This is a genomic window from Novosphingobium sp. NFX11, assembly GCF_057376415.1.
In genome coordinates, this window is the sequence record NZ_CP080385.1 from 485,402 (window position 1) to 499,415 (window position 14,014).

Sequence of the window (14,014 nt, forward strand, 5' to 3'; positions counted from 1 at the left end):
GCGTGTGCGAAGACAATATATCAAATATGCACACCACTTGTGCTATATACGTTCAGATGAGTGACCTGATCCGATCCTTGCGGCTATTCGTGCGCCTGAACGAAGAGGGCAGTTTCTCGGCGCTGGGTCGCCGCCAGAACCTCAGCCATACCACGATTGCGCGAGCGATCGGCGATCTGGAACAACACTTTGGTGTGCGCCTGTTTCAGCGCACCACGCGCAGCCAGGCCCTGACGGCGGATGGGGAGCGGCTGCTGGAGCATGCAGGGGCGATTCTCGACCAGATGGGGCTGGCCGAAGCGGACCTCGCAGGCGCCGTAGCAGCGCGCGGACTGGTCCGCGTCGGCGTGACCACGGCGCTCGGCTTCCATTACGCGCAACGGCTCGGAAGCGTTGCGGCGCAGCATCCTGACCTGATGATCGAACTGCTCATCGCCGACTGGCGCGATGCGGCGGATCATGGCGGGCTGGACCTGTGGCTATGGGTAGGGGATGGCAGAAGCGCCGCCGGAAGCACGCTGCTTGGCCAGTTGCCGCGCGTGCTGGTTGCCGCGCCCGAATACCTTGCGCATCACGGCATGCCGGCATCGGGCGATGACCTGATACAACATCAGTGCCTGACTTACGGCTATGCCGCAAGGGCGGCGCCATGGCCGATCGACGGGCGCGAGCTTGAAGTCTCGGGTTTCCTGCGCGCCAATTCCAGCGAGGCCGTGCTGCGCGCGATGAAGGGAGGCCTCGGCATCGGACTGTTGCCACGCATCCAGGTCGAGGAAGACCTCGCACGTGGTCTGGTCATGCAGGTCATGCCGGATGCGGAAATTCCCCCGATCCCGGTCATGCTCGCCACCGGTTTTCGCGGCATGCGCATGCCGATGCGCGCGCGCGTGGTCATGGACTTCCTGGAGGCGGGGTTCCCGGTGTGATATGCGCTTTAAGCAGATAATGTATCTTATGTAAAATAGAATACTTCAGGTAAGAGGGGGAATTAGCCGTCTTACATAAACTGCATCCGTTATCGACTACAGGATGCCCCGCAACTTTTCCCTAAGTCTCAAAGGCATTCGGTTCCCAGCCAATTCCGTCGGAATCGGAGGGAAACGCAATTGGCGAATCTCGGCGCATCTATATTCGATGCGATGTACGGAGAGCCGATCCGCTCTTCGCGGGAGGTGCACAATGCCCATAGAGGTCAAGATTGCGTCGGACCTGTCCGGCATTCACTCCGCCCCCATCGAAACCATTCACGGTTCGGTTCCCGTTGCCCCAGGTAGCAACGTAGCGCTGAACATCGGGCCGGAGGCCGTTGCCGGCTATACGCGGGAAGGTGCGGACCTGCTCGTTCACCTGCGTACGGGCGAAATCGTGAGGATCACGAATTTCTACGTCGATCCTTCCAAGCTCTCGCAACTCATGCTGGTCCAAGATGACCATCTGGTGGTTGCCGACTTGGCGCAAGGGTCTACCGCTGCCCTCGCCTCACCGGCCTATGTACCGATGGATGCCATGGCCGGGTTTCCTGCTCCGGCTTCGGCCGGAACTGCGGAAGCGGCTGCTGCAGCCGGAGCAGCATCCGGAAGCGGTCTGGGCGCAGGCGTGATCATTCCCCTCGCGGCTATTGGCGTGGGCGGGCTCGTAGCAGCTACAGTCAGTGGAGGCGGCAATGGCAGCGGTGCCGGAAATCCGCAAACGCCTCCCGATACGACTGCACCGGGCGCTCCCACAGATCTGGTAGTTTCCCCCGCTGGGAACAGTCTCAGCGGCCGCGCAGAGGCTGGCGCGACGGTCTTGGTCGATACCGATGGCAACGGCACGGCCAACTATACGACGACGGTAGGTGCTGACGGCACGTTTACCGTTGTCCTGTCGCCAGCACTCGTAAACGCTGAAGCCATCACGGTCACCGTCCGCGACGCCGCTGGAAACCTCAGTCCGACCGCCAGCACGCTTGCTCCCGACCTTACGCCGCCAGACGCCGCCACCGAACTGAGTGTCGCTGCGGACGGCACCGGCATCACCGGCACCGGCGAACCCGGAGCGACCGTCTCCATTGACGTCGATGGTGACGGCAATACGGATTACACGGCAGTCATTGCGGCTGATGGTACATTCTCGATCCTTTTTGCCGGTCCTTTGGATGATGGCCAATCTATAACAGTCACTGTTACTGATGCGGCAGGCAACCAAAGCGCGGTGGCGATCACGCAGGCACCCGATCTGATCCCGCCGCCGGCCACTGCCCCTACTATTGCCCCCACGAATGGCAGCTTTCTGACCGGCGCAGCCCAAAGTGGCATCGCCGTTGCTTTGACGGACGGTGCCGGGAATGCCATCGGCCAGGCAGCGATAGGGGCGGATGGAACCTGGCTTTTCACCCTTCAAACCGCTTTGCCGGACGGCACTGTGGTCAACGCCGCAGCGGTCAACTCGCAAGGACAGGCCGGCCCGGCGGCGAGTATCACCGTCGATGCCGTCTCTCCCGACGCGCCGATCATAGCGCCGAGCAACGGCATGGAGATCAACGGTACGGCCGAGCCCGGAGCCATGATCCTAGTCACTTCCGACGATGGTATCGCAATCGGCCAAGCGTTGACGGATGCCAGCGGAGCTTGGTCGATCACCCCCGCCAGCCCGATTGCCGATGGCACGACACTCACCGCCATTGCAAGCGATGCCGCAGGCAACGCCAGCCTTCCGTCCGACATCACAATAGATGCAGCGCCACCTGCCGCCCCGAATTTTGCGGCGCCCAACGCGACAACCGTATCCGGCACGGCGGAACCCTATTCGACCGTGACCCTTTCCGATGGTGACGGCAATCCGATCGGTCAGGCCCTCGTCGATGCGGACGGCACCTGGACCTTCGCGGCATCGCCTCCACTAGTGGACGGAAGCATCGTCATCGCGGTTGCCAGTGATGCGGCGGGCAACATCGGTCCGTCTGCCAGCGCATCCGTCGATGCGGTCGCACCTGAGGCTCCCGACATGTCACCGTCCAGGGGCAACGTGCTCTCCGGCACGGGCGAGCCGCGCGCCACGGTGATCCTCACCGATGGTGACGGCAATGCGATCGGGCAGGTGGTCGTGGCCGGCAACGGTACATGGGTTTTCACGCCGACGTCTCCGTTGCCTGACGGAACTACCGTCTATGCCGTGGCGCGCGATGGGGCGGGAAACGTCAGCGCGCCCTATTCCATCGTCGTCGATGCCGAGCCCCCTGCACCACCTGAAATCGCACAGACCAACGGCTGGGTGATAACTGGAACCTCGGAACCGGAAAGTATTATTTCCCTTGTCGATGATAACGGCAATCCGATCGGGCTGGCCACCGCCGACACTGATGGCGCCTGGAGCTTCACGCCTACCACTACCCTTCCCGACGGTACGATTGTCAAAGCCACGGCGCAGGATGTTGCCGGTAATACGAGTGCACCTTCCACCACGACCGTCGATGGCGTGGCCCCCGCCGCGCCCAGCATCGACGCTACGAACGGGAGTGAACTCACTGGCTCTGCAGAGGCTGATTCTCTTCTTGTTCTGACCGATGGTGACGGTAATGCCGTCGGTGAAACCACGGCGGACGGCGACGGAAACTGGAGCTACACACCCCGCACTCCCTGCCGGACGGCACCATTGTCATCGCGACGGCCCAGGATGCAGCGGGCAATGTCAGTCCACAGACGAGCACGACGGTAGACTCCTCACCGCCAGTTGACCCTACGATCGACCCCACCAACGGCTCGATCGTCACCGGCACGGCAGAGCCGAATTCGACGGTGGTGTTGATGGACGGGACCGGCAACACATTTGCCGCCTTCTCGCCACAAGCAAGCGCGCGGGGGCTGGTCACGGTCGCATCGACCGTTCCGGATTTCGGCTTGCCGCTTGGAGAGGTCACTACGGATCCGCAGGGCAACTGGGCCTTTACACCGCTGCTCCCCTTGCCAGACGGCACTGTAGTGATTGCTGTGTCCGTCGATGCCTCAGGCAACGTGAGTGGGCCTATCAGCACGACCGTGGATGGCATAGCTCCGGCTCCCCCCACCATCGACCCCACGACGGGTTTGTTACTGGAAGGCACAGCCGAGCCGGGGGTGACGCTTTTCCTGCGCGACCCGCTAGGCAACCCGATCGGGGAGACTACGGCAGACAACGAGGGCAACTGGGTTTTCATACCCGACCTCGCCCTGCCGAACGATGCCCTTGTCGACGTCGTCGCAGTCGATGCCGCAGGCAACGTCAGCCTTCCCGCCAGCATCACGGTCGATGCCATCTCGCCGAGCGCACCGACAATCGATCCGAGCAGCGGCGGCACCATAACAGGCACGGCAGAGGCTGGCGCAACGATCATCCTCACCGATGGCCTCGGCGTCCCTCTTGGCGAAGCCATCGTCGATGAAAACGGGCTGTGGATACTCACCCCGGCAGGTTCTCTACCCGATGCCACCGTGGTGGAAGCCATGGCGATCGATGCGGCCGGCAACTCAAGCCCGAGCACCAGCATCACGGTCGATGCCATTCCTCCGGCGGCTCCTATTCTTACGCTGGTTTCGGGCGGCGAGTTGCTGCTCATATCGGCGGAACCGAACAGTACGGTGCGGATCGTGATCGATGGCGACACCGCCAATCCGGTCGTGATCGCCATCGATGGCAATGGCGAGTTCAGCCTGCCCTTGTTCGCGCCCTTGATCGCCAACGAGACGGTGAGCGCGATCGCTATCGACGCTGCAGGCAATGAGAGCGGCCCGGCCGTCCTGATTGCACCGGACATAGCACCGTTGACGATAGCAGTGATTGAAGCGGACGACGGTTACATCAACGCCAATGAGGCTGCTGACGGAGTTCAGGTCGACGTCGCACTCAGGCCGACGATGCAGGCGGGGCAACAAGTCACGGCAACGCTGAACGGTCAGGGCGGATATCAGGCACAGACAACTCACGTTCTGTCGGTTGGCGACATATTGGCCGGCGTTGTCGTTCTCACCATTGCGCCCGGAGGCGGGTTGCCCGACGGTGCGTCAAGCGTGTCGGCCAATATCGGCGGAGGAGAAGAATCTTCACCCGTCGATTTTGTGATCGATACCTCTCCTCCTGCGACCCCGCTGCTGTCCCTGCTAGCCAGCGCGCTCACCATATCCGCCGAGCCCAACACACAATTGACGGTCTCAGCGAACGTGGGCGGCGTCACGACTGAAACCGTGGTTGCAGCGGACAATAGCGGTCTGACCTCGCTCAACCTGCTGACTGACCTTGGCGTTCGACTCGACTGGGCGCAATTGCTGGACGCTCAGGTCTCGGTTTCCAGCGAAGACACTGCCGGCAACGCCAGCAACGTTGCAACGATAGACGTCGCGACGAACATCGACGCGCCTCCGACGATTGGAGGGTTCGGCCTTGCGGTGAGCCTCAACCCGCTCAACCCGCAATTCGGTGTCAGTGGAACAACGGAACCGAATTCGACGGTTGTGATCCGGGTCGTAACACCTGCATTGAACGTCGAATTGCTGCCTCTTACTGCTGATAACAGCGGTCACTTCACACTCAATCTGCTCAGCCCGACCGTGCTGACGCAGTTGGGCCTGAACATTACCGACATCCTCAATCTCGGCTCCCAGATATCGCTTGGGATGGTTGCAACCGATCCTCAGGGCCATGAGAGCGCGATATACGGCCTCTCGCTAAGCCCCAATGGCCTGTCGCTCAACCTGGGGCAGATCGATGTGAACGGCTCGCTGGCCGATGACGTCATGTCAGGCACTACCGGAGCGGAGCACATCAACGGTAATGGTGGCAATGATCTGATCTTCGAGGTGGGCACGGGCGACCACGTGCTGGCCGGGCCGGGCAATGACACCGTCGAGGTTCTGGCCGCGAACTTCTCGACCATCAACGGTGGTGCAGGATTCGATACGGTGCTGCTCGGCAACGGCATCGATCTCGACTATGGCGCGCCCGGCGTGGGCACCCTAGCCAGTATCGAACGCATCGATCTCGGTTCAGGCGACAGCGGCAGCGTGCTGACGCTCACAGCGTCGGAAGTCAGCGCGATTACCGATGCAACGCATGTCCTGCAAATCACCGGTGAATCCAATGATGTGTTGAATATCACGGGCGCGGTCGGCACCGGATCGACGCAGACGCTCGATGGACTCGTATACGACGTCTACGCTTTCGGGACGAATACCATTCTGGTCGAGGACAATACCGTCCAGGTCGTCGTGTGAGGGCAGCGAGGGAAAGTCGCGCAGATGCTCTGTTCATTCTCGGCATGATCGCTTTCTCGGTCTTTGGCCCGAGCACGCAACACGCAAAGGCTATGACGGTGGAGGACGCTGTAGCCGCAGCGATCGCAAGGGATCCGACGCTGTCCGCCGCACGGTCGGAGGTCAAGGCCGCCCATACCGATGTCGACGTCGCGCGATCTGGGTACCTGCCTTCGATTTCTGCATCAGGCGGCCCGCAAGAGGTCTCGCCAGACCAATGGGCTTATGAGGTGACGGCCGCGCAGATGGTTCATGACTGGGGCCAGACCCGAAGCAAAGTCGGCAGCGCACGGGCGACCGAACGACAGCGCCGTGCTGATTGGTCGATCGCCCGCGACGAAGCTGCGCGCGACGTGATCGAAATCTACCTCGACGTTGTATTGGCGCGGCTCCAGCGTGAGGTCGATCTCGACCAGATCTCGGCGCTGACCGGCCTCTCGCACATGACGGAGATGCGGGCAGACAGCGGATACGCCGATCGCAGCGAGCCTGATCGCACGCAGCTCGAACTGGCGCGTGCGCGTCAAAAGCTCGCCAGCGATGATGGTCAGGCTGCCGCCGCGGCCGCACAATTCGAAACGCTTGTCGGCGCATTGCCTGAACATCTGGAACAGCCCACGCCGATCTCGATGATCCGATATCTGGAAACTCAGGACATCGATGCGTTGATCGACGAGGCACCGAGATATCTCAAGGCTCTGGAGGAAACGCATTATACCCGTGCACAGTTCGACGATACTCGCTCGGCGATGTTGCCCCGTATAAATCTCGAGGCAACCGCCCTCAATCGTGAAATCGGCGGAAGAATGGCCAGCGACGCAGTGGTCGCCCTGCGCCTGCGCATGACGCCGATGCAGGGGTTTTCGTCATTTGATCGCGCGAACGCGGCAAGGGAGCGAGTGAATGCTGCGCAGTTGAAGGAGACCGCCGTCCGGCGTGATATTTCACGCGAGCTCCGAAATCTCACGACGAGCGCGACCGCACTGGAACAGCAGGCACAGGCACTGCATGCGCAAGTGGCCGGCGCTGGCAGCTTGATCGGCCTTTACAGGGAGCAATTCCAGGTTGGGCGGCGGGATATCGTCGATCTGGTGACAATACAGCGCGAACATTTCGATGCGCTGCGGTCGCTTAATGAAGTGAAGCTGCAGACGATCAGAATTCAATATCGGATAGCCGCGCAGCTAGGGAAACTTTCCGACCTCGTCGCATTGCCGAGGGACCTCCCGTGATGAAAGCAATGTCGGACGACTTTGGGCCATCGGTGCGCAAGCGCGATCCCTTGCGTGAAGGCCTCGTGCTGCTCGCCGCGATGCTAGGGCGGCACACTAGCGCGAGCGAACTGGGCGACGGGATGCCTCTGGCCGATGGCGGACTGCCTCTGGACATGGTACCACGCGCCATGCGTCGGCTCGACATGTCCGCACAAGTACGGCGATGCGATCTTGACCTGCCGGATTATCTGCTACCGGCCCTGCTGCTTCTCGATGATGGCAACAGCGTAGTCTTGACTGCACTGGAGGGGGACCTGGCTGTACTGCGGCTGCCCGATGCCGATGGCGGCATCCAGCAAATGCCGGTCGCCAAGCTGGCGGATGTGTACGCTGGCGTTGCGGTTTTCGCCAAGCTCCGCTTCAAGTCCGAGGCTAGACCAGGCGCTTTCGCGACGACCGATGGCCGGCACTGGTTTTTCGACGCCTTGAGGAAATATCGCCGCGCCTACCTTGAGGTGGCGCTCGGAGCGATGATGGCCAACCTCCTTGCCATCGCAACGGCCCTTTTTGCCATGCAGGTCTATGACCGGGTCGTACCCAATTCGGCTTTTGACACCTTGTGGATACTGGCTAGCGGCGTCGTGATGGCCATCGTGTTCGAGGCTGTGCTGCGCTACATGCGCGGGCACCTTCTCGACGCGATGGGCAAGAACCTCGACCTCCGCCTATCGACACAGTTGTTTGCAAGAGTATTGCAGACACGGCTTTCGGCACGTCCTGCCTCGCTTGGTGCTTTCACCAGTCAAATCCGTGAGTTCGAGAGCGTTCGCGAGTTCTTCACCTCGTCAAGTGCCGCAATCGCAAGCGATCTTCCTTTCACGCTTATATTCTTGGCTATCATCGCGCTGATCGGCGGGCCGGTCGTGCTGGTGCCGATCGCTGCCATCATGCTGATGGTCTTTCCCAGTCTGATGATGCAGCGTCGCCTGGCCGACCTTTCTCGCCGGAACCTGCGCGAAGGCGCGATAAAGAACAGCCTCCTGATCGAAGCGGTGGAAAATCTGGAAGCTATCAAGGCGGGGCGCGGCGAAGGACGGGCCATGCAGCTTTGGGAAACGCTGACCGCAAAACTGGCAGAAACCGCCCGGCACAGCCATTCCCTGTCGAGTGCGCTCACTTACGGCGCAGGGATGGTGCAGCAGTTCTGTTACGTCGGCATCGTCGCCTTTGGCGTGTACCGCATTGGTGAAGGCGCGATGACCGTCGGCGCGCTGGTCGCATGTTCGCTCCTTGGGGCCAGAGCCGTTGCGCCGATGTCGCAGGCGGCGGGCATACTGGCACGGTGGCAGCATACTCGCGTCGCCCTCGAGGGGCTTGATCAGCTCATGGCCGCGCCGGTCGAGCGGCCGGAGCATCGCGCGTTCGTCCGCGTGGAACGATTACGCGGACAGTTCATGCTCGCTGATGCCGCGGTTAGGTACGACGACGGACCGCCGGTCGTCGACGTAAGCGCGCTCACGATCGCCGCCGGAGAGAAAGTCGCGATACTGGGAGGGAACGGCGCGGGGAAATCCACATTGCTGCGCCTGTTGTCCGGCCTCGGCGACCTCACCTCGGGCAATGTCATGCTGGACGGGATGAACCTCATGCAAATCGACCCGTCCGACCGACGGGCGGCCATCGGCTTCCTGCCGCAGGATGTCGCCCTCATGCAGGGAACCTTGCGAGAAAACCTCAATCTCGAAGGGGGGCCATATCGGACGCCGAGATGTTCGCGGCGCTGGATGACGTAGGGCTCGGCCGTTTCGTGCGAGCCAATGCCATGGGGTTGGACATGCCCCTCCTAGGCAGTCGCAGCCTTTCGGGCGGCCAACGGCAAGCGGTGGGACTGGCCCGGGTGATCCTGCAGGACCCGCAAATCGTGCTGCTCGATGAGGCAACCGCATTTTTCGACCAGGCGGCGGAGGACCACGTTGTCGCTCGGCTGCAGACCTGGCTGGGCGATCGCACGCTGGTCCTGACGACGCACAAGCGCTCAATGCTGGCGCTGGTTGAACGCGTCATCGTTATGCGCGATGGCAGCGTGGTGATGGACGGGCCGGTTGGCAACGTCGTCTCCGGCAATCAGGTAAAGGCGCCCGAGCGCATGGCGGCGGGAGCGACACATGGCGGTTGAAGGCTTCTCGGCGTACGGATTGCATCGTGAACTCGGCGACCCCTTCCGAGCCGGCACGCATCCCCTATTTCGCCCACTGTTGTGGACGATGATCGCAAGCATCGTCATAGCCATCCTGTGGGCGGCCTTCGCGCGCATCGACGAAGTCACGCGCGGCGAAGGGCGAGTGGTTCCAGTCAGCCGCATGCAGAAGATCCAGAGCCTCGAGGGTGGCATCCTGGCGGATCTTCTGGTCAGCGAGGGCGACATCGTCGTGCACGGACAGCCTCTTGTCCGCCTCGACCCCACGCATTTCCGGACTTCCTACGAGGAATCCGCCAATCAGGCAGCCGTTCTGCAGGCCGCCATAGCCCGACTGCAGGCAGAGGTCCTGAACAGGAGTTCGATCAACTTTCCGCGCGAGATCGCCCCCGATAGCGCTCTGGCACGGTCAGAGCGCGAATTGTTCGTTTCCCGACGCGGCAAGCTGGAGGAAGGACGCCGAACCTTGCAACAGCAGATCGGCATAGCAAGAGGACAACTGGCCATCGTACAACCGCTGACCGCGCGAAAGGTCGTCAGCGAGATGGAAGCGCTCAAGCTGCGGCAGGACATTGCAACTTATACGGGCAAGCTGGTCGAACTTGAAAATACCTATGCCCAGGAGGCTTATACCGAACTGGCGAACAAGCAGGCCGAGCTGAGCGCCGTCACGCCCATCGTCCAGCAGCGTGACGACCAGTTACGACGCACCGAAATCCGCTCACCCGTGCGGGGCCGGATCAATACGGTGCTCGTCAATACGCGCGGAGGTGTCGTTCAGCCCGGAGAACCGATCATGGAGGTTACACCCATCGAAGATAGGCTGCTCATCGAAGCCCGTGTGCGTCCGCGCGATGTGGCGTTTCTCATCCCCGGCATGTCGGCAAAGGTCAAGATCACCGCTTATGACTATACCGTCTATGGCGACCTTAACGGGCGGGTCGAGCGGATCAGTGCCGATACGATCGAGGAGGAAACCGTACGTGGAAAGGAGGCCTATTATCAAGTGTTCGTCCGCACCGATGGCGCCCATCTCATGCGGGATGGCAAGGCCTTGCCCATCATCCCGGGGATGGTGGCCGAAGTCGATATCCTCAATGGAAAACGCAGTGTTCTCAATTATCTGCTGCGCCCTCTTCTGAAAGCGCGTTTGCATTGACCGTCAGGCGGCCGAACGCTGTTCCGGCGATGCCTCGGTCTCCTCGGCGTGGCCGCTGATCTCTGCGCCCGCGTCGCTGGCGAAACGCAGGTTCCAGAACGTAGCAGTAAGCGAGATCGCGGTAACAACCCAGAAAGCCACCGAAAAATCCCGCGAGGTCGGTGCCGAATTGCCATTGGCGAGCATGGCGAGGTGCAGCGCCATTGCCGCCACGCAGATACCCAAAGACAACATCAGTTGCTGGAACGTGGAATAGAACGCGGTGGCCCGGCTCATGTGCTGCTTGTCGACGCCATCATATGCAATCGTGTTGTATGCCGTGAACTGGAAGGACATGAAGAAGCCGCACAGGACCAGCACGGCGAACATCGCCCAGGTCGGCCAGGCAGGGCCGAACAGCCCGCAGACGGCATAGCCTCCAGTGGCGATGATGCCATTCCAGATCAGCGCGCGACGAAAGCCGAAACGGCGCAGAACCCGCTGCGCGAAGCTCTTCATGGCCAGCGAGCCGATCGCCGTCGCGACTGTGATCGTCCCGCTCTTGGCCGCCGTGAAGCCGAGCCCCACCTGCATCATCAGCGGCAGCAGGAAGGGCTGGGCGCCTTGCGTGATACGCGTGATCGACCCCGCGATAACGGACAGTCGAAACGTCGGATCCCGCAGCAGGCCGAGGTCGAGGATGGCGCCTTCACGGTTACGGGCGTGACGGACATAGAGGATGCCTGCGGTCAGCCCTATGCCGACGAGGATTGCCGCCATCGCGCCCTCGCCCGGACGGCTTACCATCTCGAAGCCGAACAACAGGCAGCCCAGAGACAGGCCGCTCAGAATGAAGCCGGGCGTATCGAAACGGCCGGGATCATCCTCACGGATGTTGGCGATGTAGCGGCCGACGAGCCAGAAGCCCAGGATGCCCATCGGCAGATTGATGTAGAATATCCAGCGCCAGTCCAGATAGGTCACGATGAAACCGCCCAATGGCGGCCCGAGTATCGGACCGATCAGGGCAGGCACCAGCAGCCAGGACATGGCATTGACCATATCACGCTTGGCGACCGACCGCAGGAGCACCAATCGCCCGACCGGAATCATCATTGCCCCGCCCATGCCCTGAACGAAACGCGACACGACGATCATCTCGAGCGAGCGCGATTGTCCGCAAGCGAGGCTCCCCAGGACGAACAGCAGGATGGCACTGCGAAAGATCGTCCGAGAGCCGAACCGGTCGGCCAGCGATCCCGATGCAGGAATGAAAATCGCGAGCGCGAGCAGATAGGACGTCAATGCGACGCTCATCTCCTGCGGACGCACGGAGAAGTCTTTCGCCATCGTCGGCAACGCCGTGGCGAGCACGGTCGCATCGACGAATTCCATGAACAATGCCGAAGCGATGATAAGCGCTATGAAACGGTAGTTTGCGCCCGATTCCGCAGGTCCTTCATCACGTGTCTTCGCGAGCGCGCCCGCGGCGGGAACGATCCCGTCGCGCACTTCGGCATTGACCGAGGCGATACCGCGCCGCCGCGGCCTCAGCATGGGACCAGGGGGCAGCGGGCGAGAAAATACATGTTCAGCTTTCCGGGTTACGGACGAATGGGGCTCTCCCGTCCAAGGGCCGTCCATCGTAACGCGGGCGTACCGGAACGCCCTATATAGGTGCGGTGCGGCATATTGGAACCCCCGGTGTTCCGGAATGAGCCGCAGGCACCCGGATCAGGCCATCGTCTGCGGTTTCAGGGCCAACTACTTCAGGAACGGGTCATCCGGCAGCGGAATGAACTCCTGATCGTCCGCGTCCGGAAGCTTCATGCGACCTGCCTTCCAGTCCTCCGCCGCTTGCCGGAGGCGGTCTTTGGAAGATGAAACGAAGTTCCAGTACAGGAAACGTTCGCCGACCGGTTCGCCGCCCAGCACCATTACCGTCGATCCGGTCACGGCGACGATGCTGGATACGTCGGCGCCCAGGATCAGCATCTGACCCGCCTCGTACCGCGTGCCGTCGACTTCGACGGCTCCGGTGGCGACATAGACCGCCCGCTCGGCATGATCCGAAGGCACTTCCGCCCTAGCACCCGCATCGAGGTCGAGATGCGCATAGAACAGCGGCGAATGCGTTCGAGCCCCTGCGGTCAGGCCATAGGCGCTGCCGGCAATGAGTTGGCCGCGAACTCCGGCTTCGCTCCATTGCGGAAGGTCGGCACCGGCGTGATGGGAGAACGAGGGCGCGACCTCCTCGTCGCCTTCCGGCAAGGCCACCCAGGCCTGGATGCCGTGGAGATGGTCACCGACAGCGCGCGCCTTTTCGAAGCGTTCGCTATGCGTGATCCCGCTGCCTGCGGTCATCCAGTTCACTTCCTGCGGGCGGATCGCCTGATGCGAACCGACGCTGTCGCGGTGAACGATCTCTCCGGAAAACAGGTACGTCACCGTCGACAGCCCAATGTGCGGGTGCGGTCGCACATCAAGGCTGCGGTCCGCGCCGGCCGCCACGTCAAGCGGCCCCATATGATCGAAGAACACGAACGGCCCGACCATGCGACGCTTGGCGAAAGGCAGCACCCGTCCTACGTCCAGACCGCCGCCAAGGCTACGCCGCCGTTGCTCGATCACCATCTCGATCATGTCGTCTCGCCCGTTTGTTTCCTTGCCCGGCCAGCTATGCGGGATTGCCCAAGGTCGTGCAACTTGCGAAGCGACGCGCTAGGCAGCCGTCATGACTGTCACGTCCATCGCCGAACGCATCGGCATCATCGGAACCGGGCGCGTCGCGCGCGCCTTTGCGCTGGGGCTGCGCGATCGTTCGCATCAGCCCTTGCTGATATGGGGGCGCACCCCTGCCCGCACCATCGATATGATGCGGGAAGTTGGGCCATGCGAGGCCGCCGAAGACCTGCAGGCTCTGGCCACGAGCTGCGATGCCATCGTCATCGCCGTTGCCGACGACGCGATCGCGCCGCTGGCCGCCGACCTGGCGCAATTGCCCCTGCCCGCAGTCCCTTTCGTCTGCCATCTCAGCGGCGGCAGCGGGACGGCTCCCCTGTCCTGCCTGGAGGCCATCGGCGCCCGGACCGCGGCGGTCCACCCGGCAATGACATTTACCGGCGACCCGCATACCGAGGTCGCGCGCATGGCACAGGCTCACTTCGCAGTGACGGGACTCAAGTGCGGCCGCCACTGATGC

Annotated in this window: 6 protein-coding genes and 2 pseudogenes; 6 read left to right on the forward strand and 2 right to left on the reverse strand. The window is 62.2% G+C overall.

Annotation, left to right across the window (positions count from 1 at the left end; translation table 11 throughout):
- Window positions 1–56: 56 nt before the first annotated feature.
- The 5 genes and pseudogenes from KZO24_RS20035 (at window position 57) to KZO24_RS20055 (ending at window position 10,833) form a co-directional block, all read left to right on the forward strand.
- Window positions 57–926: a LysR family transcriptional regulator gene (locus KZO24_RS20035; RefSeq protein WP_271182831.1), complete on the forward strand. Its 870-nt coding sequence runs from the start codon at window positions 57–59 to the stop codon at window positions 924–926.
- 253 nt (window positions 927–1,179) lie between these two features.
- Window positions 1,180–6,224: pseudogene (locus KZO24_RS20040) on the forward strand (Ig-like domain-containing protein).
- 92 nt (window positions 6,225–6,316) lie between these two features.
- Window positions 6,317–7,495 (forward strand): TolC family protein, encoded by a 1,179-nt coding sequence (locus KZO24_RS20045; protein ID WP_486487736.1) that lies wholly within the window; start codon window positions 6,317–6,319, stop codon window positions 7,493–7,495.
- An 8-nt stretch (window positions 7,496–7,503) separates the two neighbouring features.
- Window positions 7,504–9,653 (forward strand): annotated as a pseudogene (locus KZO24_RS20050) (type I secretion system permease/ATPase).
- Window positions 9,643–10,833, forward strand: a complete 1,191-nt coding sequence (locus KZO24_RS20055) for a beta-barrel domain-containing protein (RefSeq protein WP_271182826.1) — start codon at window positions 9,643–9,645, stop codon at window positions 10,831–10,833. Before KZO24_RS20050 ends, KZO24_RS20055 begins: the two are co-directional and overlap by 11 nt.
- Window positions 10,834–10,836: 3 nt before the next feature.
- Here the strand turns inward: KZO24_RS20055 and KZO24_RS20060 are convergent, their stop codons facing one another.
- Together KZO24_RS20060 and KZO24_RS20065 are read right to left on the reverse strand one after the other, a co-directional pair.
- Window positions 10,837–12,369, reverse strand: coding sequence for an MDR family MFS transporter (locus KZO24_RS20060; RefSeq protein WP_271182825.1), 1,533 nt, complete (start codon window positions 12,367–12,369; stop codon window positions 10,837–10,839).
- Between the two features lie 207 nt (window positions 12,370–12,576).
- A complete protein-coding gene (locus tag KZO24_RS20065) occupies window positions 12,577–13,455 on the reverse strand; it encodes a pirin family protein (RefSeq protein ID WP_271182824.1) in 879 nt (292 codons plus the stop codon).
- Window positions 13,456–13,546: 91 nt separating this feature from the next.
- Between KZO24_RS20065 and KZO24_RS20070 the strand changes: the two genes are divergently transcribed.
- Window positions 13,547–14,011 carry an NAD(P)-binding domain-containing protein gene (locus tag KZO24_RS20070; protein ID WP_486487600.1) on the forward strand — a complete coding sequence of 155 codons (465 nt, stop codon included), beginning with the start codon at window positions 13,547–13,549 and terminating at the stop codon, window positions 14,009–14,011.
- The last annotated feature ends 3 nt before the right edge of the window (window positions 14,012–14,014 follow it).

Coding starts and splice junctions, on each gene's coding strand:
- KZO24_RS20060 (WP_271182825.1), bottom strand. CDS start 12,369: ATGCTGAGGCCGCGGCGGCGCGGTATCGCCTCGGTCAATGCCGAAGTG.
- KZO24_RS20035 (WP_271182831.1), top strand. CDS start 57: ATGAGTGACCTGATCCGATCCTTGCGGCTATTCGTGCGCCTGAACGAA.
- KZO24_RS20055 (WP_271182826.1), top strand. CDS start 9,643: ATGGCGGTTGAAGGCTTCTCGGCGTACGGATTGCATCGTGAACTCGGC.
- KZO24_RS20070 (WP_486487600.1), top strand. CDS start 13,547: ATGACTGTCACGTCCATCGCCGAACGCATCGGCATCATCGGAACCGGG.
- KZO24_RS20065 (WP_271182824.1), bottom strand. CDS start 13,455: ATGATCGAGATGGTGATCGAGCAACGGCGGCGTAGCCTTGGCGGCGGT.
- KZO24_RS20045 (WP_486487736.1), top strand. CDS start 6,317: ATGACGGTGGAGGACGCTGTAGCCGCAGCGATCGCAAGGGATCCGACG.